The following is a 26652-nucleotide window of genomic DNA, read 5'->3' as shown; positions in this document are numbered from 1 at the left end:
CACTGCGAAGCAAAAAGCCAGAGATGGTTAACCAAGAGCTATGGGGAGTCCTGTTGGCTTACAACCTCATTAGAATAGTGATGATAGAGGCCTGTGCAGCAGAAGAGCCATTAACGCCAACGAGGCTAAGCTTTAGCCACTGCTTGTGGCACGTGACCACCTTCCTAGCCAGGTTGCCAATGAGTAGCCCCGGCAACTTGCCCAAGCACTATGCAGCACTACTGGAAACACTGCGAATGCTTACGCTCCCGGCGTCTCGGCCTGATAGAGTTTACCCTCGAGAAGTCAGGCGGAAACCCACCAAGTATCCATTTAAAAAGAAATGCCAGTCAGCTTAACTGACTGGCATTAGGCCATTGGGCCCGTTTTTTTGTGCGTGAACAATCGCAGGTGCTTATCCGGGGGTGACAGTTTGGGTCAGCGTGTGCGATTCACCAGCGCCAAGTACAACCGGCTGCTGAGTGACTGCAGTCTCGACACAAATAAAGTGGGCTGCAGATGCTTCACCTAGGTCCGCCATATTACCAGCAAGCTGATAGCCAGGGTTCCACACCACTACCGAATCATTACCTTGGTGGGCGATAGCCTTACCGTCGAGCTGGGTCGTTGGCGTTGGCGCCAGGTAGACCCGGTCAGTCTCATCGACCAAGGCAAACTGCTGCTCGGTGCATTCGCTACCGTTGGTTGAATCAACGTAATGGTCACCTAAGCCTTTAAGGGAAAGTGCTTCGCGATCGGCAGCAAAGTAGCTGTGCAATGCGCCACTGTAACTTTGCTCGTGTGCGCCGCTATTGGTGGTGGTGAGGGCGAGCGCTAATTGCTTACCGATGGTCAAGCTGTAACTCAGTTGCAGATCGCCAACCAACTGTTGATCAGCAAAACTGAAAGTCAGTTGCACTTGGTGTTGATCGCTAAGAACCTGTTTGAGGTCCCAGTCATGGATCCGCGCATAGCCATGGGAAGGAGAGGCGGCTTTGCCAAACCACGGCCAGCATATCGGCACTCCGCCGCGAATCGCCTTTTGCGCTTGGTAGCTTTCAAGCGGGCTAACAAACAGTTGCTCGTCATGGCCTGCTGGGTGATAACTGATCAAGTGTGCCCCTTGGCGGGCAATCAAAGCGCGAGCTACCGGGTGATCAATCCAGTAAAACTGTAAGTCATTTTGGTTTTTTACTACAAATACAGCATTATCAATTTGCTCTACGACCTGTAGTTTGAGTTTATCTAATACTGACATAGCGTTTTCTCTCGTATCAAAAGGGTACAGATACAAAAAAGGCGACCCGGAGGCCGCCTTAGTTACTGGGCTGAAAGCTTTTACTTAGAGATGTGAGCTACCAGGTCCAGTACTTTGTTTGAGTAACCGATTTCGTTGTCGTACCAAGATACAACTTTAACGAACTTGTCGGTCAGAGCTACACCAGCTTTGGCGTCGAATACTGAAGTTTGAACTTCACCGATGAAGTCTTGAGAAACAACTTGGTCTTCGGTGTAACCTAGAACGCCAGCCATTTCACCTTGTGAAGCTTCTTTCATAGCAGCACAAATTTCTTCGTAGCTAGCAGCTTCTTTCAGGTTAACGGTCAGGTCAACTACAGAAACGTTAGCAGTTGGTACGCGGAAAGCCATACCAGTCAGCTTGCCGTTCAGCTCAGGCAGTACAACACCTACAGCTTTAGCAGCACCAGTTGAAGATGGGATGATGTTCTGAGAAGCACCACGGCCACCGCGCCAGTCTTTAGCAGAAGGACCGTCAACAGTCTTCTGAGTAGCGGTAGTAGCGTGAACGGTGGTCATCAGACCAGATTCGATGCCCCACTTGTCGTTAAGTACTTTAGCGATTGGTGCCAAGCAGTTAGTAGTACAAGAAGCGTTAGAAACGATGTCTTGACCAGCGTAAGACTCTTGGTTTACGCCCATAACGAACATTGGAGTAGCGTCTTTAGAAGGACCAGTTAGTACAACTTTCTTCGCGCCAGCTTCGATGTGTTTACGAGCGGTTTCGTCGGTTAGGAAGATACCAGTAGCTTCAGCTACTACGTCAACACCTGCGTCGCCCCAAGCAAGAGCGGCTGGATCGCGTTCTGCAGTTACACGAACAGTTTTACCGTTAACGATCAGGTTGCCGTCCTTAACTTCAACGGTGCCATTGAATCGACCGTGAGTTGAATCGTACTTCAACATGTAAGCCATGTAATCAACATCGATTAGATCGTTGATTGCAACAACTTCTACATCGTTACGCTCGCAAGCTGCACGGAAAACGAAGCGACCGATACGGCCAAAACCGTTAATACCTACTTTAATAGTCATAGTGTTACCTAATTTACTGTGATTTAACAGATAAAACCTGTGGTCGTAAACTTACTACAGTGAGCACCTGAATCAAGATTTATCGCGAAATAATTTGTGCGAAATCAATAATTGGGTGCTTTCTAAGCGATGCAGTTTTACGACGGAAAACTAGTATCAACAGCTTGAAGAAAAAATACAAACAGAATCGTGGACTAGATTAAAATTATTTAATTAAAAGTGTATTGTAACGGTGCAAGGCTCGCGTTTATCAGTACAATAACGCCCGCTTAGAAAAACAAAAAGTCGGTTAACAAGCAATAACACGGGAAATGTTATGTCAGAACATATCATAGAAGAATTGGTCAAATTCCGCGGAATTGAGACCAACTACATCGACGCCTGGGGAAACCCGGCTCAGGTGGTACCTGAGAGTAAGGCCAAGCTACTGCGTATCCTTGGTTACCCCATTGACGATGCCGAGCAACTAGAAGCTCGTTACCTACAAGAAGTTCTTGAGTACTGGCAAAACCTCACTCCTGTAGTACAGGTTGTACGTCTAGGAAGTGGTTTGCCGATTGAGCTGCGTGTGGCCATCACCGAAGCCAATCAGGAATTTACTTACAAAATTGAAACCGAGCAGGGCGAGACCATTAAAGGGCAGGTCGTCGCCACTGACGGTGAATTGGTAGAAATGCACGTGCTGGACGACATCGAGTACCAAAAGTACGCCGTTCCGCTAAACATTGAACTGCCAATGGGTTACCACACCTTGTCGCTCACCAAGAAAGGTGGCCGTAAGGTACTGGGCGAGTCGCGCTTTATCGTTGCGCCTCAAGCCTCTTACATCCAGCCTCCTATTAAAGCGGGTAAAAAACTGTGGGGCCCAAGTGTCCAGCTATACTGCCTGCGTAGTGAGCGTAACTGGGGTATTGGCGACTTCTCTGACCTGAAATACCTGGTCGCAAACGTGGCTAACAGCGGCGCAGACTTTGTCGGTCTGAACCCAATCCACTCGCTATTCCCAGCAAACCCTGAACAAGCCAGCCCATACGGCCCGTCTTCGCGTCGTTGGTTGAACGTTGTCTATATCGATGTTGAAGCCATCGAAGAGTACGCCAAGTCAGAAGCACCGGCACTGGTGAACTCTGCCCAGTTCCAAGCTCGCTTGGATCAGCTACGTAGCAATGAGTGGGTGGATTACACCGGGGTAACTGTTGCCAAGCTTGAAGCGCTGCGTTTGGTGTTCGCTGAGTTCCAGAAGATTCAAAAAGGCCGCACTAAGCGCGCGACTGCCTTTAAAGCCTTCGTTAAGAACGGCGGTGAAAGCCTGGCGGCCCAAGCGGCCTACGATGCGCTGCAAAATCACTTCTACCAGACTCAAGGTAATGCTTGGGGCTGGCAGGTATGGCCAGAAGAGTTCCGTGAGTATCACATGCCTGCGGTAACTCAGTGGGTCAAAGACAATCAGGCCGAAGTAGACTTCTACGCGTGGCTGCAGTGGATTGCTGATCTGCAACTGGAAGAAGTTGATCAAGTTGCGAAAAGTAGCGGCATGGCAATGGGCCTATACCGCGACTTAGCCGTTGGCGTAAGCGAAGGCAGTGTAGAGATCTGGGGTAACGGCGATTTGTACGCGCTAGATGCCAGCGTTGGCGCGCCACCAGATGTACTCGGCCCGCTAGGCCAGAAGTGGGGCCTGCCGCCAATGGATCCTGCGAAGTTGGAAGAGCAAGCCTACCAGCCGATGATCGACCTGTTCCGCTCGAACATGCGCTCATGTGGTGCACTGCGTATCGACCATGCGATGGCGCTACTGCGTTTGTGGTTGGTACCTGTGGAAGATGATGCCTCTAAAGGTGCCTACCTTTACTACCCAATCGAAGATCTGCTGGGCATTTTGGCGCTGGAGAGCCACCGCAACGAATGTCTGATCATCGGTGAAGACTTGGGTACTGTGCCTGACGGTATCTTCGAAGTGTTCCAAGAGAATGGCATCCACTCCTACCGCGTGTTCATGTTCGAACAAGCGGAAGACGGTGGCTACATCTCGCCTTCTCACTATCCAGTACAAGCGATGGCAACCATCACTACCCACGATATGCCAACCCTGCGTGGCTTGTGGCACTGTGATGACTTGGCGTTAGGCAAAGAGCTGGGCCTATACCGTGATGAAGCGGTATTGCAAAGCCTGTACGCCGATCGCCACGAGAGCAAGCAGAAGATGCTGGATAGCCTGCACGGCCACGGTCTGATCCCTGATTACGTGTCTCGCGACGTAAACTGGGTGGGCATGGACAAAGGCTTGAACTACGGCATGCACAAGCATATGGCTGCTGGTAGTAGCTCGCTGTTGTCTGTTCAATTGGAAGATTGGATGGAAATGGATAAGCCGGTTAACGTACCTGGCACCTCCGATGAGTATCCAAACTGGCGTCGTAAGTTGTCTAAAAACTTATCAGAACTGTTTGCAGATCACGATGTTCAGAACTTGTTGAGAGAAATGACAGAACTTCGTGCTAAGGTAAGCGCGTAAACCAGTTACGGTGGGCCTCGCGCCCACCTATTCTCACTTTTCGTATTCATGGAGACGACGGTAGTGGGCGCCTTTGCAACTCTGCGCGAACCCGCTACGTGGCTAAGGTAAGTCTATGAAATCTTCCTCTCTATCCCCGCTTATTCAACAACTCCTAAACGCCCGCATTAGCGACCCCTTTCAAGTACTAGGCCTAGTTAAATTTAAGCAGGGACTGATGCTTCGGTCATGGTTTCCTGAAGCGACCGCAGTATCTGTTCAGAGCCTCAATGGCGACGCGCTAGCAGAAATGACCTGCACCTCGCCGCAAGGGCTGTTCGAAGCAGAATTTGCCGATACTAAAGATAGCTTTAATTATCAGTTTGTTGTGTCTTACGGTGAGGTAACTCACACCGTAATCGACCCTTATCAGTTCCACGAGCAGGCCTATGATGGCCTGGCGACCATGCATCATGCGCCGCAGAACCTGTATTCGGTGTTGGGTGCCCAAGTTAAAACCATCGAGGTCGATGGTGTCGAGGTTAAAGGTGTGCGCTTTGGCGTGTACGCACCCAACGCACTGAGCGTAAGCCTGATTGGCGACTTTAATCACTGGGATGGTCGCCGCCAACCGATGCAGCGCAGCATGGACGGACACTGGGTGTTGTTTGTACCTGGCCTTGAGGCCGGTTGCACCTACAAGTTTGAACTTAAAGACATGCATGGCCATCAGTTGCCGCACAAAACCGATCCGGTGGGCTTCTACTCTGAGCAGTACCCTTCGTTCGCCTCGGTGGTGTGGGATCACGACCAGTACCAGTGGAACGACGATGCGTGGCGCGAGTCTCAGCTTAACGACAAGACCAAACAGCCAATGGCCATCTACGAGGTGCATTTGGCATCTTGGAAACGTAAGCTGGAGTCTGGCAAGGGCTATCTGAGCTACCGAGAGCTTGCCGAAGAGCTGGTCAACTACGTTAAAGATATGGGCTACACCCACATTGAGGTGCTGCCGGTATCTGAGCATCCCTTCGACGGCTCTTGGGGCTACCAACCGATTGGCCTGTTTGCGCCAACCAGCCGCTTTGGCCACCCCGATGACTTTAAATACTTGGTCGATCAATGCCACCAAAACGGCATCGGCGTGATTGTCGACTGGGTGCCTGCGCACTTCCCAAGTGACTCGCATGGTTTGGCCCGCTTCGATGGTACGCCTTTGTACGAGTACGAGGACCCGCGCCGCGGCTGGCACAACGACTGGAACTCGTACATCTACGACTTCGGCCGTGACAACGTCCGCCAGTTCTTGGTCGCCAGCGCGCTGATTTGGCTCGACAAGTTCCATGTCGATGGCCTGCGGGTTGATGCAGTCGCATCGATGCTGTACTGGGATTACTCGCGCAACGAAGGTGAGTGGATCCCCAACGTTGACGGCGGCAACCATAACTATGAGGCGATCAGCCTGCTTAAATGGTTCAACGAAGAGGTCTACAAGCAGTATCCCCATGCCATGACTATCGCTGAAGAGTCTACCGCGTTTGCGGGCGTATCCCGCCCAACCTTCGCCGGTGGCTTAGGCTTTGGTTTTAAATGGAACATGGGCTGGATGCACGACTCGCTGACCTACATGCAAAAAGATCCGGCATTCCGTAAGTACCATCACAATGAGATCACCTTTGCGATGGTCTACAACTACGATGAAAACTTCGTACTGCCGATCTCCCACGATGAAGTGGTGCATGGTAAAGGCTCATTGATCGGCAAGATGCCGGGCGATGAGTGGCAACAAGCCGCCAACTTGCGCGCGTTTACGGCCTTTATGTACGCCCATCCTGGTAAGAAACTCAACTTTATGGGCAATGAGATTGCTCAGGCAAGCGAGTGGAACCACGATGCTAGCGTAGATTGGTCGGTGTTGCAGTATCCCAAACATCAGGGCCAACAGGCGCTAACCAAGCAGCTCAACCACTACTATCGTGCCACTCCAGCCTTGTTCGAAGGTGACTACGATAAGGCCGGCTTTGAGTGGATCGATCACGGCGACTGGGAACGCAGTGTGCTGGCATTCCAGCGTAACGGTATCGAGAGTGACCAGCAGCTTGTGGTGGTGTGTAATTTCACCCCGGTGCCACGGCCACAGTATCGCTTGGGTGTACCAGGGCCTGGCCAGTATCGCGTGGTCCTTAACTCCGATTCAGAGATGTATTGGGGCAGCAACCTTGATGCGGGTATCAACTTCAACGCTGAGCCAGTGGCATGGCAGGGAAGGGAGCATTCCATCGAGTTAAACCTACCACCACTAGCCACCTTGTACATTGAAAAGGTAGACTAACAAACAACAACTCTTCAGGACGAAGTTTAGGCTTGTTTGTATGCTAAAAACCACCGATCCAATGTCGGTGAGTGACCCGGAGCTTTTCCGGGTCACTATCGGCTCTGCAACACCTTTAGGCGCACAGCTCGACCAAGCAGGATGCAATTTTGCGGTCCACGGCGGTGAAGCCAAATACATAGAGCTCTGTCTGTTCGACGAATGTGAACGGCAGATCGCTCAATTCATTCTTCCCGGCAAGCACGGCTACGTGCATTTTGGTCACGTTCCCGGCGTGCGGGCAGGGCAGCTGTATGCGTTTCGCGCCTACGGTGATTACCAGCCAGAGCACGGCCTGCGTTATGACCAGCGTAAGCTATTGCTCGACCCCTATGCCAAAGCCATCAACCGACCCATCCTTTGGGACGCCGCCGCCTACGACGAAGATAGCGCAGCCATGCTACCCAAATGTGTGGTGGTTGATGATGACTTTGATTGGCAGGGCGTGGCGCGGCCGGGCTATTCGCTCAGTCAGACGATACTCTACGAGACCCATGTGCGCGGGTTCAGTAAACTACACCCCGAGGTGCCCACACCTTACCAAGGTACTTACTTGGGGATGTGTTCAAAGCCTGCCATTGATCACCTCAAACAGTTGGGCGTGACTGCGGTGCAGCTCTTGCCGGTAGCCAGCTTTATGTCGGAGCCGCGCCTCAAAGGCCTAGGGCTGAGCAACTATTGGGGCTATAACCCCTTGCTGTTTATGGCACCAGACCCGCGTTATGCCGTCAGTGACGCGGTTAGCGAGTTCAAGCAGATGGTACGTGAGCTGCATCGTGCAGGTATCGAAGTCATTCTAGATGTGGTCTATAACCACACCGCTGAGTCCGGTGATGATGGGCCATCGCTTAGCTTCCGCGGGCTAGATAATCGCCGCTACTACCTTTTTGATCATGTGGGGGATACCCCTGAGTACCACCACTACACCAACAATACCGGCTGTGGCAACAGCGTCTCATTCGACCATGATGTTACCCTTCAGCTAGTGCTCGATACCCTACGTTATTGGTATTGCGAGATGGGGGTTGATGGGTTCCGTTTTGATTTGGCGGTCAGCCTTGGCCGCGAACACAACCGTTTTAAAACGGACGCGAGCTTTTTTAGGGCGCTGCGTCAGGACCCAAGCCTTAAGGGCGTCAAGCTGATTGCCGAGCCTTGGGATATCGGCTACGACGGCTACCAGTTGGGGCGATTCCCATCAAATTGGATGGAGTGTAACGATCGCTATCGCGACAACCTGCGTGGCTTTTGGCGGGGCGACAGGGTTGGCGTAGGCGAGTTGGCTACGCGGTTAATGGGTTCGCGCGATTTCTTCTTGCCTAGTAGACGAAGCATTCATACCTCGGTGAACTACATCTGTTACCACGATGGGTTCACCTTGCATGACTTGGTCAGCTACGAGCAGCGGCATAATCATGCCAACGGCGAGGCTAATCGAGATGGCCATGGACATAACCTGTCGGCCAACTATGGCGAGGAGGGGGAGAGTGATAATGCTGCGATCCTCGACCTACGCTTCCAGCAAAAACGTAATCTGATCATGTGTCTGATGCTCTCGCAAGGGGTGCCGCATTTTCTCGGGGGCGATGAGCTAAGCCGCACTCAGCGCGGCAACAACAATGCTTACTGCCAGAATAACCCCATCAGTTGGTATGACTGGCAGCTAGGTGATCGTGAGTCTCAATTCCTCGAGTTTGTTCAGCAACTGATTAAGCTGCGGCGCGACAACCCAGTGTTCCACCAGCTCAAGCTCGCCAGCGACACCTTTGAGCGTAAACTCGACTACCAACATGCGGTTCATTGGTACCGGGAAGACGGCAATGCCATGCATCAAAGCGATTGGCACTGCGCCGAGCGACAATCTGTGATGGTGGAAATCGTTGGCCTGAAGGGTGAGGCATGCCGCTGGCTATGGTTGATTAACGCCAGTGAACACGCACAAAAATTCAGACTTCCTGCAACAAAACAACTGCAACGTTGGTCCTTACGAGTAGATAGCTCGTTAACAAACAAGCTAACCACGCTGGAGAGCCACAAGGTGACTCTGGCGCCGCGAACAATGATGCTAATGGAACAACAATGAACACAGCTAAACCAATAAGTGATGACCACTGGCGTGAAGTGCTAGATGAAGAGAGCTATCGGGTGTGCCGCGAAGGGGGCACTGAGCGGCCGTTTACCGGCGCGTTGCTACACAACAAGGCTGAGGGCGAATACCGTTGTCGATGTTGTGCTGCGCCCCTGTTTAACTCTGAGGCCAAATTTGACTCAGGCTGTGGTTGGCCAAGCTTCGACCAGGCGCTGAAAGGGAGTATCCGCTATTTAGAGGATATGAGCCATGGGATGCACCGCATTGAGGTGCGCTGCGCGTCTTGCGATGCCCACCTTGGCCATGTGTTTCCCGATGGCCCCACCGAAACCGGCCAACGCTACTGCATTAACTCCGTGTCGATGCAGTTTGAAGAGGGCTAAGGGCGTTCGGTGATGGTCTTGTAAAGGCTTTTTGCCTGCTTTTCCAGCTGTTTGCGTTGGTCTTTGGTGAGGTTTAGCTGACGCTCCAGTGGGCCATAATCTTGTTGGGCGTGATCATCGAAGTGACTCGCCACCAAGGTCCACAGGTAGGCTCGCTCAAAATCCCCCAAGCGCATATATTGCCCAACGATCGTCTCGGCGTATTTCGCCGGGATATCATCGGCATCCTCGTGCAGCGGGAAGGTGTTCTTCAAAATCGCGATGGTTTTCACAGGCTCGAAGTCTGCGTAATAGCTGGCTAGGGCCCATTGCAACTCTGGGTGGCCCATTTGCGGGCTGCCTTCCAGATTGAGGAAGCGCTGCTTGGCGCTTTTGTCACCGAGCTCCGTCCAGTGATACATCAGTAGAAACGGATAGTCGGAGCTCTTGGTGAGCTGTTCCAGTCGCGCCAACTCTTCGACCGAGGTCAACAGACCCACCACGCGCTGGGCTTGGCGCGATTGGTCGTATTTGGGTTGGATCTGAGCGGCCAGCTCAATACAGCGGTTGTAAGCTTGATACGCCCGTATCAGTGAGTAGTAGGCAGGATCGCCGGGTTGGTTCTGTTCTTCAAGGCGTGCGAAGATTACTTCGTCTCGCTCCATCCGGCACCAGCCATCTTTATTTAAATCTTCACAAAGTTCTGGGTGATCTTTACAGACCCCCTTTGGAGATTTCCCCCCAAACGAAAAACGTTCTGGATCCGGACCACAAGCGGTCAATAACAGTGAGGTAGCTAACAGGCATAGGGAGCAAGTAACGAGTTTGCGCAAAATCAGTCCTTGTAAACTTGCACATCGGGCCGCCTTTGGTTAAGTTTTGTCGAAAGCGGCTGGTGATAAATTGATTGGCCTTTAATGATGGGGCAGTAACCGTGCCCACGTCAATTTTTCTAAGGGAAAAGTCAATGGATGTAAAAAAGGTAGTCGAGGCAATGACGCCCGAGATTTATCAAAGCCTGCTAACCGCTGTTGAAACCGGCCGTTGGGCCGATGGAAACGCATTAACCGCTGCGCAAAAAGACAACGTCCAGCAGATGGTCATCCTTTACCAAAGTCAACATAATCATTGTCCTGAGCACTTTACCGTCGGCACCGATGGCGAGTTGGTGGTCAAATCCAAGCAAGAGCTCAAACGGCAATTCAGAGAAGATGAAGTGATCTTCTCTGAACGTCCAGAAGACGACTAGCCTAGAGGCTAAGCTCACCGCGAATATTCTGTCCCATCAGGCTTTTGACGCGGCCAAACTCGAGGTTTTTGCTCAACAAGTAGTGAAGCTTGGCCAAGGCCGCTTCGGTGGTCATATCGTAGCCACTTACCACTCCAGCTTGCGCTAGCGCATCTCCCGTGGCGTATCCGCCCATATTTACCTTGCCGGTCAGACACTGGCTTAGGTTGATCACCAACACTTCGCGTTTATCGGCTTCTTTGAGCAGCTCCAGTAGCTCTGGGTTTTGTGGCGCGTTGCCTACGCCGTAGCTAAGCAAGATAAGCGCTTTCACAGGCTGTTGCAGGATATTACGAATCACATCGGCAGAGATACCCGGGTATAGCGTGACAACCCCAATCGGCTGTGGAGTAATGGCGCTCACTTGCAGCGAGCTAAAGCCGGTGGGCTTGATTTCGCCGGCCTTCACTTCGATGTTGATGCCCGACTCCAGCAGTGTGGGGTAGTTGGGAGATTTAAAGGCATCGAAGCCGTCGGCGTGGATCTTGGTTGAGCGGTTGCCACGAAACAGTTGGTTGTTGAAGAACAGGCAGACTTCGTGGATCGGGTACTCTGCCGCTAGGTACAGCGCATTCAACAGGTTGGCGCGGCCATCGGAGCGCAGCTCGCTGAGCGGGATCTGTGAGCCAGTTACGATTACCGGTTTGCTCAAGTTCTCCAGCATGAAAGATAGTGCAGAAGCGGTAAACGCCATGGTATCGGTGCCATGCAGTACCACAAAGCCGTCGTAGTGCTCGTAGTTTTGCTGGATGTCATCGGCAATCAGCTGCCAATGAGTGGGATTGGTATCGGCAGAGTCAATCAGTGGCGCAAACTCATGAATGGTGAACTCGGGCATCTCCTCGCGGTGAAACTCCGGCATTGCCGCGATGCAATCGCGCATAAAGCCTTCTGTAGGCACATAGCCGCGGTCACTCTTCTGCATACCGATGGTTCCACCGGTGTAGGCGACGTAGATGGATTTCTTATTCATGTTGGGGCCTCTTGGTTACAAGCCGATCACGAGTGTAAGGAGCAGTGGCTCAACTCAACGACACGCGGCAAAAAAGTGCAGCGATTATAACGCCGGGCTAAAAGAATAAAACCCCGCCGGGCGGGGTTTTAGTGGATTATAGTTCGTTGATGCAGAGGGCGCAGTAGGAGTAAATGCCCAAGGGATCGTCAAAGGTGCTTAGCTCATGCTCCAAGGATTGGCCAATCTCAAGTAGACCGCTAAGCGAAGAGGGTAGCCAAGCGGGTTCACTGGCCCTAAACAGCTGCTCTAAGAACTGCTCTTGTGGGCTTAGTGCTGGGCGTAGGTGTTTGAGCTTGTAACCCTCTAAGCCTTGCAGCTCGGCGGCGCGGGCGATCGCCTGATTGAGGTTACCGAGGCTATCGACTAGGCCATTTTGCTGGGCTTCGCGCCCAGTCCAGATCCGGCCTTCGGCTAGCTGTTCGACCTGTTCCACACTCATGTCGCGCCCCTCAGCGACGATCTCTAGAAAGTCCTTATAGCCTTTCTCGATGGTCAGTTGTATCAGTGCTTCCAGCTCTGGTTGAAGCTCACTAAAGGGGCTTAACTGTGCCAGAGGTGAGGTGCTATAGCCATCACTATGTATTCCCACCCGTTGCAGGGCTTGCTCGAGGCTGGCAAACATACCAAAGATACCGATCGAGCCGGTGATGGTGGTAGGCTCGGCAAATATTTCATCGGCGCTAGAGGCTATCCAATAACCGCCACTGGCTGCCACAGTGCCCATGGAAACCACTACCGCAATCCCATTGTCTTGAACTTCGGCTAACTTATCGCGGATTAGCTCCGAGGCAAAGGCACTGCCGCCACCACTATCGATGCGCAGCACCAAGGCCTTCACATCTTCATCGTCGATTACACGTTGAAGTTGCTGCAAAACCGTATCAGCCGCAATGACCTTATCGCGACCTTCTCCGCCAACAATCGGGCCTTGAGCGATGAGTACCGCTATCTTGTCCTCGGCATCCTTTGGTTCAGGAACTACATGGGCCAGATAATCGTAGTAATCGATGTAGGCGTAGCTTGGGCCATAGGGGTCTTCGCCAAACAGGTTGAGAAGCTCTTCGAGCAACTGACTGCGATTAACCAGCTGATCGACTAAGCCATAGCGTTCTGCGTACTTTGCGAGGTCGCCATCAACTTGTGTCAGTCGCTCTAGAACAACGTTCGCTTCCGGTGAAAGCTGCTCGGCGTTGATCTCTCGGTTACTAGCGATGTCCTGTTGGTACTCATCCCACAGCAAATCCACCCAACGCTGTACGTCGGCGCGAGCCTCGGGAGACATATCATTACGAATGTAGGGCTCGACGAACGATTTGTGGGTACCAACCCGGAATACCTTAGGCTCAATGGCTAACTTATCGAGCGCATCTTTAAAGAACAGGCGCTCATAGCTAAAGCCACGCAGCAACACCGCGCCTTGGTTGTTTAGATAGACGGTATCGGCGAAGCTGGCCAGATAGTATTGATGTTGGTCGTAGAAGTCCGCATAGGCCACGATGGGCTTGCCGCTGTTATCGCTGAAACGTTGCAACGCTTGTCCCAATACCTGTAACTTGGCGATACCGCTTGGCGGCGCTTTGCCCAAGTCGAGCACTAACCCGGTGATCTCAGGGTCTTCACTGGCAAAGTCGATGGCTTCAACTAGACGGTTAAGGTCTATTTCATACACCGGAGTGCGACCAATCAGTTCATCGGTGATCTCCTGAATGGGAGAGACAAACCGAGTTTGTTCAACCAACACCCCATCCAGGCTAACGCGTAAAGCTTGATTGCTCACTGGTTCAGGCTGTGGAACGTCGACACTGGAGATAGCAACCACAACCACAATGATAGTAATCAACAACATTAGGTTGATGATTAACGCACGGATAAAGCCGAGAAACCACCACATCCCTTTGAAAATTCGTTTGATTAAAGCAAACACGTGAATCCTACGTTTTCTGCAGAGTAGGGGCCTAAGCTACCATAGCCTTAGGGGATCCAGCCAGATGATAAGGCGTGTTTATCACGCGTGTTCACTTTTGCGCAGTGTTGACTGGTTAAGCCCTTGAAGGAAGCCCATGCGAATTGCATTGTTTGGGCCAAGCTCTTGGCAAGGTCCACAAATATTAAAACAATTGTTTGAAACATAAGTTTGCATCTATTAGGCTCGTTTACATCTATGTAACATTGGACGTTGAAGGCTACCTATGAGCGCATATCCCACTTTACTCAGCCCTTTGGATCTTGGATTCACACAACTGCAAAGTCGTGTGTTGATGGGGTCTATGCATACTGGCTTGGAAGAAGAGCCGGGCGGGTTTGACAAGATGGCTGAGTTTTATGCGCAGCGAGCACGCGGCGGCGTTGGGCTGATTGTCACCGGCGGTGTCTCGCCCAACCTTCGCGGGCGCCTCGCCCCTAAGGGCATTCAACTTAGCTTTGGCTGGCAGGTTAAAAAGCATCGCATTGTCACCGATGCCGTGCACCAAGCGGGTGGCAAGATTGCCATGCAGCTACTCCATGCCGGCCGTTATGCCTATCATCCGTTAAACGTTGGGCCCAGCGCTATTAAGGCGCCAATCAACCCCTTTAAGCCTTCTGAGATGTCTCATGGGGCGATTACTCGCACTATCAAGCAGTTTGCTAAGAGTGCACAGTTGGCTAAGCGAGCGGGCTACGATGGTATCGAGCTGATGGGCTCCGAGGGTTACCTGATCAATCAATTCCTGTGTAAACGCACCAACCAGCGCAGTGACCAATGGGGCGGTAGTTATCAGAACCGGATGCGCTTTGCCGTCGAGATATTAAAAGCGTGCAGGGCCGCGGTGGGCCAAGAGTTTATTATTATTTTCCGCTTGTCGATGCTGGATCTGGTAGAGAATGGCTCTAGCTACGCTGAAGTCGTTGAACTGGCCAAACAGTTGGAGCAAAACGGTGTCACCCTGATCAATACCGGTATCGGCTGGCACGAGGCGCGGGTGCCTACCATCGCCACCAGTGTGCCACGCGCTGCGTTTAGCTGGATTACCGAAAAGATCCGCCGTGAGGTGAGTGTGCCGGTTATTGCGGTAAACCGCATCAATACCCCAGAGATTGCCGAGCAGATCTTAGGTAGCGGCCAGGCGGATATGGTGTCGATGGCACGTCCGCTGCTGGCCGACCCTGAGTTTGTGAACAAAGCGCGTGCCGGTGAGCCAGAACAGATCAATACCTGTATTGCCTGTAATCAGGCCTGTTTGGACCATGTGTTTAAACAGCAACGCGCGAGTTGTCTGGTCAACCCCCAAGCTTGTTATGAGACCGAGTTAACCTTTAGCAAAACCAGCGCGCCGAAAAAGCTGGCGGTAATCGGAGCAGGGCCGGCGGGCCTCGCGTTTGCAAACTATGCGGCGCAGCGCGGCCATCAAGTGACTATTTATGATGCTGCCGATGAGATCGGAGGGCAGTTTAACTACGCCAAGCAAATTCCCGGGAAAGAAGAGTTCTACGAGACGCTGCGCTTTTTTAAGTACCAGCTGGCGCGTAACGGAGTCGCGGTGAAGCTGGGCGAGCGTATCGACCCGCTCAAACTTGCCGAGCTCGGCGCGGACGAAGTGGTGGTGGCAACCGGGATCCAGCCGCGAACCCCACCGATTGAAGGTGTTGAACATAAAAAAGTACTCAGCTACCTCGATGTACTGCGAGACAAAAAACCGGTTGGCAAGCGTGTTGCCATTATCGGTGCAGGTGGTATTGGCTTCGATGTGGCTGAGTTCATCCTTGAACAAGGGAGCTCACTCAGCAGTGATGTTGAGCGTTGGTCAGAAAATTGGGGAATCGATACGGCTTACCAGCAAGAAGGCGGCTTGATGAAGCCAAAGGCGCAGCATGGCGAGACGCGACAAGTGTATTTAATGCAGCGCAAGACCTCCAAGCTCGGCAAAGGCTTGGGTAAAACCACCGGCTGGATCCATCGAGCAACCTTGAAAAAGCATGGCGTGGAGTTCATCGCCGGTGCCCAGTACCAAAAGATTGATGACCAAGGACTGCATTATCAGTGCGATGAGCAGCAACGGGTTCTTGAGGTCGACAATGTGATTATCTGTGCTGGGCAAACCTCAAATCGCTCGTTGTATGATCAAGCGATAGAGCAGGGCCTGACCGCGCATTTGATCGGCGGCGCTAACGTGGCTGCCGAGCTCGATGCCAAGCGGGCTATCCGACAAGGCGCAGAGTTAGCTGCAAAAATCTAGGCTTTGCTGTTAGGATATTCCTTACAAGGATGAAAAGCCCATAACAAGGACGACGATGAAGGCCCTCAACCTGCTGTTAGAGAGACACTCCTGCGCTCGCTTATCTGCCCCGGCACCGGAAGGCGCTGAACTTGAAACCATCTGGCAAGCTGGGCTGCGAGCCCCAGACCATGGCGGGCTGCATCCATGGCGTATTTTGCATGTCAGTGGCGAAGGGCTAAGTAAGCTGTCTGATATCTTTGCCGTTGCAGCAGAGCAAAACCGGGGCGATGTGGAAAAAGCCCGGCAAATGCCGTTTCGAGCGCCACTGATTACGGTGGTGATAGCATCACCTAAGCCCCACGATAAAGTGCCAGAAATCGAGCAGGTACTCTCAGCGGGCTGCATGGTGCATGCGATGCAGATGGCGGCGTTTGCGCAGGGCTACAACGGTATCTGGCGCACCGGTCCCATGGCCTACGATCCTATTGTTAAACAGAAGCTGGGCTTGGCAGAGCACGAACATATTGTTGGCTTTTTGTATCTCGGCTCGTCTCAGATATCGAAAGTGCCTTCCCGAACCTTGAGCACCGATCAATTCGTTAGCTGGTTGTAACCATGTCCATGCCAACCCTTTACTACGTGCACGACCCCATGTGCAGTTGGTGCTGGGGTTTTCAACCTACCTGGAACCGTTTGCTGCAGCTGCTCCCCAGCAGTATTACTGTTAAGCGCTTAGTCGGCGGTTTAGCGCCTGATTCCTACGAGCCAATGCCGGAGGAGATGCGCCATTACCTGCAGCAAACCTGGCGGCGCATTGAGACAGAATTAGACCGACCATTCAATCATGATTTCTGGCGCAACAACATTCCCCGGCGCTCCACCTATCCGGCGTGTCGAGCGGTGATTGCGGCTCGCGCGCATGATCTCGAGACTGAAATGATTGAGGCGATACAACAAGCCTATTATCTGGATGCGCGTAATCCCTCAGACTTACAAGTACTCAAGAGCTGCGCTAGCCAAATAGGGATCAGTGAAAAGGTGTTTGTCGAAGCGATGGACAGTGCGGAACTGGAGTACCAACTGCAAACCGAGATTGCGCAAGCGCGCAGTATGCCAATTAATGGCTTTCCCTCGTTGGTTATAGAAAGTGAGGGGCAGCGCCTGGCGCTGCCCCTCGATTATCACAATGAAGCGGTGATGCTCTCTGTCATCACCTCAAAACTAGATCCCAAGTTCATCGAATAGGTCTTGATCAGGCAATTCCTTTTGCTCTTTGGCCACCGGCTTATGGCTGGTAGTTTCGCGAGCCTGATTGATCAATTCATCCGGGTCGATATCTTCAGGCGCTTCAAAATCATGTAGTTGAATGAACTCGGTTTTATCCATGGCCAGTTCGAGATAGAAGATATTGTTGTTTGAGGTGGTGAAGGTCACCCGGCGCGCTTGTGGGCGATCAAGGTTGGTATCCACCGACAGCTGCACCTGTTTGTTAATCGTCAACATCTTCGGTTGGTTCTGAGTGATTGACGTTTGCAACTCCTTGCCCACGGTACTGGTAAAGTCGCCAACGATCTGGTTCATCAGCTCGCCCATTACATTGCTCACATCGTCCTGCGTGTGCTGACTCGCCAACTCATTCTCTGGAATGCCCATATGCAACATATAGTCGCGGTAGATCTCCATGGCTGAAGCGGCGCTAAAGTTAATTACCACTAAACCGGAGAAGCCGCCATCGAACAACACAAAGCAGCCGATATCCGGGCGTAGGCAGGTTTTGTGGATCTTCTGTACCATCGCAGAGTATTGGACGGACCGGGTGGTGGCGGCGTTGAAAACTTTAGTGACGGAGTTGCAGAGTTTAATCAGGATGTCTTCGGTGGTGACAACGGTAACCTTTTTCATATAAATCCATTTAACAGGTTCAGTTAAACCATTATGCGTCAGAGTGGACGCAATAGCGAAAAAAAGCCCCCAGATTTGGGGGCTTGAGCAGATTAGTATTCGGCGGTTTTCGGTGCGCGAGGGAAGGGGATCACATCGCGGATGTTCGCCATGCCGGTCACATAGGAAACCAGGCGTTCAAAGCCCAGACCGAAGCCGGAGTGCGGCACGGTGCCATAGCGGCGCAGGTCGCGATACCAGCTGTAGTCTTCTGGGTTAAGGTTCATCTCGGCGAGACGTGCATCCAGCACATCCAAGCGTTCTTCACGCTGACTGCCACCAATGATCTCACCAATGCCCGGCGCCAGTACGTCCATCGCAGCAACGGTTTTACCGTCGTCGTTCATACGCATGTAGAAGGCTTTAATGTCTTTCGGGTAGTTCTTCACTACCACGGGCGCTTTAAAATGTTCTTCTGCCAAGAAGCGCTCGTGCTCCGAGCTTAGGTCGATACCCCATTCAACGTCGAACTCGAACTTCTTGCCGCAAGCTTTCAGGATGTCGATGGCATCGGTGTAGTCAACCTGTGCAAAGTCTGAATCGACGAAGTTCTCCAGACGGCTGATCGCTTCTTTGTTGATGCGCTGGGCAAAGAAGGCCATATCATCGGCGCGCTCGTCTAGTACCGCTTTGAATACGTACTTGAGCATGTCTTCGGCAAGACCGGCAACATCATCCAGATCGGCGAAAGCCACTTCCGGCTCCATCATCCAGAACTCGGCCAAGTGGCGGCTGGTGTTGGAGTTTTCGGCGCGGAAGGTCGGCCCAAAGGTATACACCTTGGTCAGCGCACAGGCGTAGGTTTCAGCGTTTAGCTGGCCAGATACGGTCAAGAAGGTTTCTTTACCGAAGAAGTCTTCTTGGTAGTCCACCTCGCCTTTATCGGTCAGCGGCAGGTTCTGCATATCAAGGGTAGATACACGGAACATTTCACCAGCGCCTTCGGTATCGCTACCGGTAATGATCGGGGTGCTTACCCAAACATAGCCACGCTCGTGGTAAAAACGGTGGATGGCTTGAGCCAGGCAGTTACGCACACGGGTCACCGCACCAATTACGTTGGTACGAGGGCGCAGGTGGGCGTGCTCACGAAGGTACTCAATTGAGTGACGCTTGGCTGACATCGGGTAGCTGTCTGGATTCTCTACCCATCCGATCACCTCAACCTTGGTGGCTTTGATTTCAAAAGCCTGACCTTGTCCAGGAGACTCTACGATTTCACCGGTTACTGCTACAGAGCAACCTGCAGTCAGCTTAACGATCTCTTCTTGGTAATTATTCAGCTCTGAGGGTGCAACAGCCTGAATGGCGTCGAAGCACGAACCATCGTGAACAGCGAGAAAAGAAATACCGGCCTTGGAGTCACGGCGAGTGCGGATCCAACCTTTTACGGTAACTTGTTGTCCTGCCTGGAATTTACCTGACAAAACGTCGGTTACTGAAGAATGCGTCATAAGCAGCATTATCCCCGAATTTTGAGTGCTAATATTACAAGGGAACCCATGTTACTGCGTGTAAAGCAAGACTCAAGTAAAATATTGTCTAGGCTTGATATAACTGCTCACAAGCGCGCCAGTAGCGCTGCAATTGTTATCAGGTGGTTAATGAAACAAAAGAGAATAGAACGAAGAAGAGGTCCAGACGTACTGCAACGCACCTTTGTTTGGGTATCGGTTATCGCTTGGGTGTTGTTCCTCGGATCGTTGATTGCCTACCATTACGCTCGCCCGGAAATTCCTTATAGCAACTTTGTTAACCCCGACGGTGTGGTTTACCGCGACTATTGGCGTGAAGACTACCAGCGCTTGTTCGTCTACCTGTTGTGGTCTTGCTGTGGGATCACCTTGGCCGGGGTCTTGCTAAACTACCGCCGCAGTCGTCGCCGCAGCGACCACTACTTGGTTAACCTTGGCCTGCTGGGGCTGATATCGGTTAGCAGCTTGTTTGCCTACTATGTGAACCTATTCCGCTGATGCCCTCGCAAGTGTTAATCATGCGTGGCTTACCCGGCAGCGGCAAGTCCTATGCCGCCCGTAAGTTCTATCAACACACCGTGCCCGATGACAGCGAGTATGTTGGGCTGTGTAGTACCGATGACTACTTCTACCAAGACGGCATCTACTGTTTTGACCCAACGCGCCTTGAAGACAACCATCGGCAGAACCAACAGCGTTTCGCTGAACTCATCGCTCAGCAGTGGCCGTTGGTGGTGTGTGACAACACCAATATGCAGCAATGGGAGTTGGAGAGTTATATAGAAGTCGCAAGAGAGCAGGGCTGCGAAATTTTGGTGGTGGAGGTTGGCGACCCCCAAGACATGCACCACCAGAAGGTGTGCGCTGACCGGAATCGCCATGGCATCAATGATCGCACCATCTTTGAGATGGCCAGTAACTACGAACCCATCGATAGTTGGCTCAGTACCTTAAATATCCCCTTGGTAAGGCGTGAGAGCTGGTCTGGCTCAATCACATAAGGGGGCATCACATAGACCAGTTTACCGAAGGGGCGAACCCACAAGCCTTGGTCTACAAACATCGCTTGTATGCTTGCCATATCCACCGGCGCATTCAGCTCCACCACACCAATCGCGCCCAGTACCCGCACATCGGCAACGTTTGCAAGTTCTCGGCACGCTGTCAGCTCTTGGCTCAATTGGGCCTCGATAGCTGCAACCCGCAGCTGCCAGTTTGAGCTAAGCAGCAAGTCGATGCTGGCGTTAGCGACCGCGCAGGCTAGGGGATTACCCATAAAGGTCGGTCCATGCATAAACACGCGGGCTTCGCCGGAGCATACGGTATCGGCAACCTGCTTACTCGCCAAGGTAGCAGCCAAGCTCATATAGCCGCCGGTAAGTCCTTTTCCAAGGCAGAGAATATCCGGGCTAATGCCAGCGTGCTCGCAGGCGAACAGTTTACCCGTGCGGCCAAAGCCAGTAGCAATCTCATCGGCGATTAGTAGTACATCGAACTGCTTACACAGCGCCGCTAGTTCTTTGAGATACTCCGGGTGATAGATGCGCATACCTCCCGCGCCTTGCACGATCGGCTCAATGATCACTGCGGCGATCTCGTGGTGTCGGTTGCCGAGCAGCTCGGCCATTTCAGTCAGATCATCGGGATTCCAGGCCTGATCAAAGCGGGTTTGCGGCGCGCTCACAAAATGGTGCTCAGGCAAAAAGCCTTGATAGAGTTGGTGCATACCTCCTTGGGGGTCACATACCGACATCGCGCCGAAGGTATCGCCATGGTAGCCCTTGCGCACCGTAGCAAACTTAGCCTTTGGGGTGCCTTTGGCATGCCAGTACTGCAGGGCCATCTTCATGGCAACTTCCACCGACACCGAGCCGGAGTCGCTGATAAAGACCTGCTCAAGCCCTGCAGGAGTGATATCCACCAGCTTTCGGCACAGCTCAACGGCAGGCTGATGGGTTAAACCGCCGAACATCACATGGGACATACACGCGAGTTGTGACTTCGCTGCATTGTCGAGTTCTGCAACCTGATAGCCATGGATACAGGCCCACCATGACGACATGCCGTCGATAAGCTTTCGGCCATCGCTTAACTCGATTTCTACGCCTTGGGCTGATTTGACCGGATAGCAGGGAAGGGGGTCAACCGAGGAGGTGTAAGGGTGCCAGATATGCTGTCGATCAAAGTCTAAATCAATGCTCATAAAATAACCTGCTGTAAACCACATGCATGGTGCTAGTTTTACCGCTGCGCGGTGACAGGTAGACTAACCAAAACTTTTACTTAAAAAAAGTACCAGGGATTATGACTCAGGAAATTCGTCACAATTGGACAGTTGATGAAGTAAATCAATTGTTTGCCATGCCGTTTAACGATCTGTTGTTTGCCGCGCAAACGGTTCATCGTCGCCATTTCGATCCAAATCAGGTGCAAGTCTCCACCTTGCTGTCGATTAAAACCGGCGCCTGCCCTGAGGACTGTAAATACTGCCCGCAAAGTGCCCACCACAAGACGGGCTTGGAAACAGAGCGTCTGTTAGAGGTGCAACACGTACTCGACGAGGCGGCAAAGGCCAAAGCCAATGGCTCCACCCGTTTTTGCATGGGCGCGGCCTGGAAGAATCCCAAAGAGCGCGATATGCCGTATCTGCTGAAAATGGTGGAAGGAGTTAAGGCCTTAGGTATGGAAAGCTGTATGACCCTCGGTATGCTGGAAAAGCAACAGGCTGAGCAATTGGCGGATGCGGGCCTCGATTACTACAACCACAATCTGGATACCTCGCGCGAATTCTACGGCGAGATTATCACCACCCGTAGCTACGATGATCGCTTAGCGACACTCGAACATGTGCGGGGCGCCGGAATGAAGGTCTGCTCCGGCGGCATTATGGGCATGGGCGAAACCGCCAGCGACCGCTCCGGCTTGCTAGCGGAGCTGGCCAACCTGCCCAAGCACCCGGAAAGTGTGCCGATCAATATGCTGGTCAAGGTCAAAGGCACGGCGCTGGAAAACGTTGATGACATGGACCACTTCGAGTTTATCCGTTGTATTGCAGTAGCGCGGATCATGATGCCAATGTCCCACGTGCGCCTATCGGCGGGGCGTGAGGAGATGAACGAACAGATGCAAGCCTTGTGCTTTATGGCCGGCGCCAATTCCATCTTCTATGGCTGCAAGTTACTGACCACGCCGAATCCGGAAGAAAACAAAGACCTACAGTTGTTCGCCAAACTGGGTATCAACCCCGAGGATGTCAGTACGGAGAGCGGCAACCAAGAGCGCGAATCGGAGATCTATCAATCGTTGGTGCGTAACAAGGTTGAAGCAAGCGATCCGATGTTCTACGACGCGTCCTGATGGCTTTTGAGTTTGTCACCCAAGCCCTGAGTGAACGTCGCGACAGCGATCTGCTACGCGCGCGGCGTTGCCAGAGCTCGCGCCAGGGCCGCTGCTTGCAACATCAAGGGCGGGACTATCTGAATTTCTCCAGCAATGACTACCTAGGCTTGTCACAACACCCTGAGGTGATTGAAGCTTGGTGTAAAGGCGCAAACGAATATGGGGTAGGCAGTGCAGGCTCGCCCTTGGTGACCGGCTTTCAAAGCCCGCACCTGGCTCTGGAGCAACAGCTTGCCGAATGGTTTGGCTATCCGGCCGCGCTGCTGTTTTCCAGTGGTTTTTGTGCCAACCAAGCGGTTATCAAGACCTTGGATAATCCCGCTCTGACTACTTTCCACGACAAGCTTAATCATGCCTCGTTAATCGAAGCTGGCATGTATAGCAGTGCGCCGATGAAGCGATTTCGCCATAACGATGTAGCGCACCTTGATCAACTGCTGAGCCGCGCAGATGGCGACAAGCTGGTGATCAGCGAAGGGGTGTTCAGCATGGACGGCGATAGCGCGCCACTTGGCGATATCGCTCAGGTGAGCAAGCGGCACAAGGCTTGGCTAATGATCGACGATGCCCATGGCGCGGGCGTGCTGGGAGAGAAGGGCTCGGTGTCCTATGCGGGTCTTGGCGCGGAAGATGTGCAGATCAATGTGATCACCTTTGGCAAAGCCTTTGGCGTGCATGGGGCCGCTGTGCTTTGTAGCGAACAGTTGCGCGAGTACTTGCTGAACTTCGCCCGCAGCTATGTGTACTCAACCGCCATGCCAGCGGCGCAAGCGAGTGCGGTTTCTGCCTCGTTAAATGTGATGGCCACACAGCCGCAACATCGTGAGCGGCTGAGCCAGAACATAGCGTTGTTTCGTAAACTAGCAGAGCATCAAGGTGTGCCGCTGCACGCTTCCAATACCGCCATTCAGCCGATACTGATTGGCAGTGCGGCAAAGGCGCAACAGATCAGCCTGCGCTTAAAAGAGCAGGGCTTATGGGTAAACGCCATCCGTCCGCCGACGGTGCCGCCTAATACCTCACGCTTGCGGGTGACCCTCACCGCGCACCATAGCGCTGAAGACATTAACTCGCTGGTTGAAGCGTTGGTCAAAGAGATGGACAAGGAACTAGCCGGTTACACCGATGAACTATAACAAGCAACATGTTGCCAGCCATTTCGGCCGGGCGGCACACACCTACGACAACTTCGCCCAATTGCAGCGAGATATTGGCGGGTCACTCATTGAGCGTTTGCCACAGCAAGGTTTTGACGCAACTGCTGATCTTGGCTGCGGTACTGGCTTTTTTATGCCCGCGCTTAAGCTGCGCAGCAAGCAGTTGTTGGGTATCGATCTCTCGCCAGCCATGGCGCACACAGCTAGCCTTCGCTCTGGGCAAGCGTGCCTGAGCAGTGATGCGGAGCATCTGGCGATTACCGATGGCTCGCTTGATCTGGTGTTTTCGAATTTGGCGCTGCAATGGTGTAACAGCCTGCCGACAGCGCTTGCGGAGATACACCGCTGCCTTAACCCCGGCGGCTACCTGGCGTTTTCCACTTTACTCTCTGGCACCTTGGGGGAGCTGCACCGCGCCTGGGCTGAGATTGATCAGTACCCCCATGTGAACCGCTTTATCAGTCAATCCCAATACATGGACGCCATTCATAGCCAACCTTGGGGCTCGATATCATTTGAGGTCGAGACCCGCTGCTTACAATACCCCTCGGTGTTTCCGTTGTTGCAGGAGCTAAAAGGGATTGGCGCAAACTATGTGCCCGGCGGCCGCAACGGGCTCACCACTGCATCACAGCTAAAAGCGCTAAATCGTAGCTACGAGCGGGTTGCTTCAAATGAGGATGGGATGTTCGAAGCCCGTTATGTCGTTGCTTATGGAGTACTACGTCGTGACTAAACGATTCTTTGTTACCGGTACCGATACCGAGGTCGGAAAAACCTTTACCACACAAGCCTTGCTCAGCGCCTTACAAGCACGCCACACTGGCTGCACTGTTAATGGCTTTAAACCCTTGGCTGCGGGCGCCGAACTGATAGACGGGCAATGGCAAAACGAAGACGGCATCGCACTACAGCAAGCGTCAAGCTCAGCACTCAATTACTCCTTGGTAAATCCCGAGGTGTATCCTCAGGCTATTGCGCCACACATTGCCGCCACGCTTTGCCAGCGGCCCATCGACGAGAGCAACATCGATGCTGCACTTGTACAGATATGCGAGTGCTCAGACTGGTTGCTGGTGGAAGGGGCCGGAGGATGGCATGTGCCGTTCAACGCCAAGCGTTGTTTCTCTGACTGGGTGGTGGCACATCAGCTGCCGGTGATACTGGTAGTTGGGGTGCGCTTGGGTTGCCTGAGTCACGCCTTGTTAACCGCACAGGCCATTCGCGCATCGGGGCTGCCACTGGTGGGCTGGATCGCCAACCACCTCAGTGAACCCACTGAGGTTAGCCACGACAATGTGGGCTACCTGAAAGAGGCGATCGATGCGCCATTGTTAGGGGTATTGCCATACTCTCCCGGTACCGTGCCGGCGGAGCTGGCAATGTACCTTGATGTTTGTGCACTGGACTAGCAAACAGCCTTTGCCGCTGGGCTGCAGGCAGGCTCTTTACACAAATTTACAGCACAATCCTTGAACCCTCTGGTTGATATCCCCATATCATTAGCGAACCTTTTTTTGATCAATTGAGGATGTAATGAAGAGGATATTTTTGTTTTTGGCGACCAACTTGGCGGTGTTGTTGGTACTGAGTGTCGTCGTCAATATTGTTTGTGCATTCTTAGGGATCGATCCTCGTGGCATGGGCGGGCTGTTTATCTTCGCCGCACTGTTTGGCTTTGGTGGCTCGTTTATCTCGTTGTTGCTATCTAAGTCCATGGCCAAGCGCTCAACAGGGGCGAGGGTGATTACCAATCCTGCCAATGCCACCGAACGCTGGCTGGTGGATACAGTAGCTCGCCAAGCCAAAGCTTCTGGCATTGGTATGCCGGAAGTTGCCATCTATCACGCACCGGAGATGAATGCCTTTGCCACTGGCGCTAACAAAAATGATGCCTTGGTAGCGGTAAGTAGCGGTCTGCTCAACAGCATGGCGCAAGATGAAGTAGAAGCGGTACTGGCCCACGAGGTCAGCCATATTGCCAATGGTGACATGGTGACACTAACCCTGATTCAAGGTGTCGTGAACACCTTCGTCATCTTTCTGGCTCGGGCAGTGGCTCAGGTGATCAGTAATGCCTTGGCCAATAGCCGTGACAGCAACAGCGGTATGGGTTTTCTCGCCTACACTGGTACCGTATTTGTGCTGGAAATGGTGTTCGGAATTCTTGCCAGCATCATCGTGATGTGGTTCTCCCGTCAGCGCGAGTTCCGCGCCGATGCGGGCTCCGCCAAGTTGGTGGGAAGAGATAAGATGATCAGAGCCTTACAACGATTGGGCGGTAGTCGCGAACCGGAGATGGAAGGTTCGATGATGGCCTTTGGCATCAATGGTAAGAAATCCGTTAGTGAACTTTTCCTCAGCCATCCGCCGCTTGAGAAGCGCATTAACGCACTGAGAAACAGTTAAAAATAGCGCCTTCGGGCGCTTTTTTAATGAAGTCTCAAATTAATCTCAGCAAACGATTGTAATTTTCCCCAAAGGCTGCAGAATGACTGATTAAGATGGACATTTAACATATTGAATTACAGGCTAGGATAGCCCAGCAAGGA

At 52.6% G+C, this 26652-nt stretch carries 23 protein-coding genes; 15 read left to right on the top strand and 8 right to left on the bottom strand.

Going from position 1 to position 26652, the window contains the following annotated elements; all coding sequences use genetic code 11:
- Nucleotides 1-394: 394 nt before the first annotated feature.
- Together G462_RS0111520 and gap are read right to left on the bottom strand one after the other, a co-directional pair.
- Entirely contained in the window at nt 395-1237 is an 843-nt protein-coding gene (locus G462_RS0111520; RefSeq protein WP_026959126.1) for a D-hexose-6-phosphate mutarotase, read from the bottom strand.
- An 80-nt stretch (nt 1238-1317) separates the two neighbouring features.
- Complete coding sequence (gene gap, locus G462_RS0111515) at nt 1318-2313, bottom strand: type I glyceraldehyde-3-phosphate dehydrogenase (RefSeq protein WP_026959125.1); 996 nt, start codon at nt 2311-2313, stop codon at nt 1318-1320.
- 316 nt (nt 2314-2629) lie between these two features.
- Between gap and malQ the strand changes: the two genes are divergently transcribed.
- The 4 genes from malQ (at nt 2630) to msrB (ending at nt 9650) form a co-directional block, all read left to right on the top strand.
- Nucleotides 2630-4828 carry a 4-alpha-glucanotransferase gene (gene malQ / locus G462_RS0111510; RefSeq protein ID WP_026959124.1) on the top strand — a complete coding sequence of 733 codons (2199 nt, stop codon included), beginning with the start codon at nt 2630-2632 and terminating at the stop codon, nt 4826-4828.
- Nucleotides 4829-4943: 115 nt separating this feature from the next.
- Nucleotides 4944-7139 carry a 1,4-alpha-glucan branching protein GlgB gene (gene glgB / locus G462_RS0111505; RefSeq protein ID WP_026959123.1) on the top strand — a complete coding sequence of 732 codons (2196 nt, stop codon included), beginning with the start codon at nt 4944-4946 and terminating at the stop codon, nt 7137-7139.
- A 40-nt stretch (nt 7140-7179) separates the two neighbouring features.
- Nucleotides 7180-9261, top strand: coding sequence for a glycogen debranching protein GlgX (gene glgX, locus G462_RS0111500; RefSeq protein WP_051326706.1), 2082 nt, complete (start codon nt 7180-7182; stop codon nt 9259-9261).
- Entirely contained in the window at nt 9258-9650 is a 393-nt protein-coding gene (gene msrB, locus G462_RS0111495; protein WP_026959121.1) for a peptide-methionine (R)-S-oxide reductase MsrB, read from the top strand. The genes glgX and msrB overlap by 4 nt, the downstream gene beginning before the upstream one ends.
- Here the strand turns inward: msrB and G462_RS0111490 are convergent.
- Nucleotides 9647-10411, bottom strand: coding sequence for a DUF2989 domain-containing protein (locus G462_RS0111490; RefSeq protein ID WP_245579557.1), 765 nt, complete (start codon nt 10409-10411; stop codon nt 9647-9649). The two genes, msrB and G462_RS0111490, sit on opposite strands and share 4 nt — an antisense overlap.
- Nucleotides 10412-10596: 185 nt before the next feature.
- Between G462_RS0111490 and G462_RS0111485 the strand changes: the two genes are divergently transcribed.
- Entirely contained in the window at nt 10597-10878 is a 282-nt protein-coding gene (locus G462_RS0111485; RefSeq protein ID WP_026959119.1) for a YeaC family protein, read from the top strand.
- A gap of 1 nt (nt 10879) precedes the next feature.
- Here G462_RS0111485 and ansA read toward each other — a convergent pair whose 3' ends face one another.
- Nucleotides 10880-11890: an asparaginase gene (gene ansA / locus G462_RS0111480; protein ID WP_026959118.1), complete on the bottom strand. Its 1011-nt coding sequence runs from the start codon at nt 11888-11890 to the stop codon at nt 10880-10882.
- Nucleotides 11891-12026: 136 nt separating this feature from the next.
- Nucleotides 12027-13823, bottom strand: a complete 1797-nt coding sequence (gene sppA / locus G462_RS0111475) for a signal peptide peptidase SppA (protein WP_051326705.1) — start codon at nt 13821-13823, stop codon at nt 12027-12029.
- Nucleotides 13824-14121: 298 nt separating this feature from the next.
- Here sppA and G462_RS0111470 point away from each other — a divergent pair, with 298 nt between their 5' ends.
- From G462_RS0111470 to G462_RS0111460, 3 genes are read left to right on the top strand one after another with little or no spacing between them, the layout of a single operon-like run.
- Complete coding sequence (locus tag G462_RS0111470; RefSeq protein ID WP_026959116.1) at nt 14122-16146, top strand: NADPH-dependent 2,4-dienoyl-CoA reductase; 2025 nt, start codon at nt 14122-14124, stop codon at nt 16144-16146.
- Nucleotides 16147-16201: 55 nt separating this feature from the next.
- Nucleotides 16202-16741, top strand: a complete 540-nt coding sequence (locus G462_RS0111465; protein WP_026959115.1) for an NAD(P)H nitroreductase — start codon at nt 16202-16204, stop codon at nt 16739-16741.
- Nucleotides 16742-16743: 2 nt separating this feature from the next.
- Nucleotides 16744-17373: a DsbA family protein gene (locus G462_RS0111460; RefSeq protein ID WP_026959114.1), complete on the top strand. Its 630-nt coding sequence runs from the start codon at nt 16744-16746 to the stop codon at nt 17371-17373.
- Here the strand turns inward: G462_RS0111460 and G462_RS0111455 are convergent.
- Both G462_RS0111455 and asnS read right to left on the bottom strand, forming a co-directional pair.
- Complete coding sequence (locus tag G462_RS0111455) at nt 17350-18030, bottom strand: DUF3334 family protein (protein WP_026959113.1); 681 nt, start codon at nt 18028-18030, stop codon at nt 17350-17352. The two genes, G462_RS0111460 and G462_RS0111455, sit on opposite strands and share 24 nt — an antisense overlap.
- A gap of 92 nt (nt 18031-18122) precedes the next feature.
- On the bottom strand, nt 18123-19523 hold the full coding sequence (asnS, locus tag G462_RS0111450; RefSeq protein WP_026959112.1) for an asparagine--tRNA ligase: 1401 nt from the start codon (nt 19521-19523) through the stop codon (nt 18123-18125).
- Nucleotides 19524-19673: 150 nt separating this feature from the next.
- Here asnS and G462_RS0111445 point away from each other — a divergent pair, with 150 nt between their 5' ends.
- Together G462_RS0111445 and G462_RS24265 are read left to right on the top strand one after the other, a co-directional pair.
- The gene (locus tag G462_RS0111445) at nt 19674-20042 is read left to right on the top strand and encodes a hypothetical protein (RefSeq protein WP_026959111.1); all 369 of its coding nucleotides are present in this window, start codon (nt 19674-19676) and stop codon (nt 20040-20042) included.
- 20 nt (nt 20043-20062) lie between these two features.
- Nucleotides 20063-20545 carry an AAA family ATPase gene (locus G462_RS24265; RefSeq protein WP_169720168.1) on the top strand — a complete coding sequence of 161 codons (483 nt, stop codon included), beginning with the start codon at nt 20063-20065 and terminating at the stop codon, nt 20543-20545.
- On the opposite strand, the gene bioA is transcribed toward G462_RS24265, so the two are convergent.
- Nucleotides 20464-21747, bottom strand: coding sequence for an adenosylmethionine--8-amino-7-oxononanoate transaminase (gene bioA / locus G462_RS0111435; protein ID WP_035477538.1), 1284 nt, complete (start codon nt 21745-21747; stop codon nt 20464-20466). The two genes, G462_RS24265 and bioA, sit on opposite strands and share 82 nt — an antisense overlap.
- Nucleotides 21748-21848: 101 nt before the next feature.
- On the opposite strand from bioA, the gene bioB reads away from it, so the two are divergent.
- From bioB to htpX, 5 genes are all read left to right on the top strand, one after another.
- Nucleotides 21849-22901, top strand: a complete 1053-nt coding sequence (gene bioB / locus G462_RS0111430) for a biotin synthase BioB (RefSeq protein ID WP_026959108.1) — start codon at nt 21849-21851, stop codon at nt 22899-22901.
- Nucleotides 22901-24079: an 8-amino-7-oxononanoate synthase gene (bioF, locus tag G462_RS0111425; protein WP_026959107.1), complete on the top strand. Its 1179-nt coding sequence runs from the start codon at nt 22901-22903 to the stop codon at nt 24077-24079. The genes bioB and bioF overlap by 1 nt, the downstream gene beginning before the upstream one ends.
- A complete protein-coding gene (gene bioC / locus G462_RS0111420) occupies nt 24069-24836 on the top strand; it encodes a malonyl-ACP O-methyltransferase BioC (RefSeq protein WP_026959106.1) in 768 nt (255 codons plus the stop codon). The genes bioF and bioC overlap by 11 nt, the downstream gene beginning before the upstream one ends.
- Nucleotides 24829-25512: a dethiobiotin synthase gene (bioD, locus tag G462_RS22600; protein WP_035477537.1), complete on the top strand. Its 684-nt coding sequence runs from the start codon at nt 24829-24831 to the stop codon at nt 25510-25512. The genes bioC and bioD overlap by 8 nt, the downstream gene beginning before the upstream one ends.
- Nucleotides 25513-25636: 124 nt before the next feature.
- The gene (gene htpX / locus G462_RS0111410; RefSeq protein ID WP_026959105.1) at nt 25637-26509 is read left to right on the top strand and encodes a protease HtpX; all 873 of its coding nucleotides are present in this window, start codon (nt 25637-25639) and stop codon (nt 26507-26509) included.
- Nucleotides 26510-26652 lie beyond the last annotated feature (143 nt).

Origin of the sequence: Aliagarivorans taiwanensis DSM 22990 (assembly GCF_000429505.1) — a bacterium.
GTDB lineage: Bacteria > Pseudomonadota > Gammaproteobacteria > Enterobacterales > Celerinatantimonadaceae > Aliagarivorans > Aliagarivorans taiwanensis.
This window is presented reverse-complemented; position numbering and strand designations above follow the sequence as displayed.

Excerpts from the sequence above, each read along its gene's own strand:
- G462_RS0111520 (WP_026959126.1), bottom strand. The coding sequence starts at position 1,237 with ATGTCAGTATTAGATAAACTCAAACTACAGGTCGTAGAGCAAATTGAT.
- gap (WP_026959125.1), bottom strand. The coding sequence starts at position 2,313 with ATGACTATTAAAGTAGGTATTAACGGTTTTGGCCGTATCGGTCGCTTC.
- malQ (WP_026959124.1), top strand. The coding sequence starts at position 2,630 with ATGTCAGAACATATCATAGAAGAATTGGTCAAATTCCGCGGAATTGAG.
- glgB (WP_026959123.1), top strand. The coding sequence starts at position 4,944 with ATGAAATCTTCCTCTCTATCCCCGCTTATTCAACAACTCCTAAACGCC.
- glgX (WP_051326706.1), top strand. The coding sequence starts at position 7,180 with ATGCTAAAAACCACCGATCCAATGTCGGTGAGTGACCCGGAGCTTTTC.
- msrB (WP_026959121.1), top strand. The coding sequence starts at position 9,258 with ATGAACACAGCTAAACCAATAAGTGATGACCACTGGCGTGAAGTGCTA.
- G462_RS0111485 (WP_026959119.1), top strand. The coding sequence starts at position 10,597 with ATGGATGTAAAAAAGGTAGTCGAGGCAATGACGCCCGAGATTTATCAA.
- ansA (WP_026959118.1), bottom strand. The coding sequence starts at position 11,890 with ATGAATAAGAAATCCATCTACGTCGCCTACACCGGTGGAACCATCGGT.
- sppA (WP_051326705.1), bottom strand. The coding sequence starts at position 13,823 with ATGTGGTGGTTTCTCGGCTTTATCCGTGCGTTAATCATCAACCTAATG.
- G462_RS0111470 (WP_026959116.1), top strand. The coding sequence starts at position 14,122 with ATGAGCGCATATCCCACTTTACTCAGCCCTTTGGATCTTGGATTCACA.
- G462_RS0111465 (WP_026959115.1), top strand. The coding sequence starts at position 16,202 with ATGAAGGCCCTCAACCTGCTGTTAGAGAGACACTCCTGCGCTCGCTTA.
- G462_RS0111460 (WP_026959114.1), top strand. The coding sequence starts at position 16,744 with ATGTCCATGCCAACCCTTTACTACGTGCACGACCCCATGTGCAGTTGG.
- G462_RS0111455 (WP_026959113.1), bottom strand. The coding sequence starts at position 18,030 with ATGAAAAAGGTTACCGTTGTCACCACCGAAGACATCCTGATTAAACTC.
- asnS (WP_026959112.1), bottom strand. The coding sequence starts at position 19,523 with ATGACGCATTCTTCAGTAACCGACGTTTTGTCAGGTAAATTCCAGGCA.
- G462_RS0111445 (WP_026959111.1), top strand. The coding sequence starts at position 19,674 with ATGAAACAAAAGAGAATAGAACGAAGAAGAGGTCCAGACGTACTGCAA.
- G462_RS24265 (WP_169720168.1), top strand. The coding sequence starts at position 20,063 with ATGCGTGGCTTACCCGGCAGCGGCAAGTCCTATGCCGCCCGTAAGTTC.
- bioA (WP_035477538.1), bottom strand. The coding sequence starts at position 21,747 with ATGAGCATTGATTTAGACTTTGATCGACAGCATATCTGGCACCCTTAC.
- bioB (WP_026959108.1), top strand. The coding sequence starts at position 21,849 with ATGACTCAGGAAATTCGTCACAATTGGACAGTTGATGAAGTAAATCAA.
- bioF (WP_026959107.1), top strand. The coding sequence starts at position 22,901 with ATGGCTTTTGAGTTTGTCACCCAAGCCCTGAGTGAACGTCGCGACAGC.
- bioC (WP_026959106.1), top strand. The coding sequence starts at position 24,069 with ATGAACTATAACAAGCAACATGTTGCCAGCCATTTCGGCCGGGCGGCA.
- htpX (WP_026959105.1), top strand. The coding sequence starts at position 25,637 with ATGAAGAGGATATTTTTGTTTTTGGCGACCAACTTGGCGGTGTTGTTG.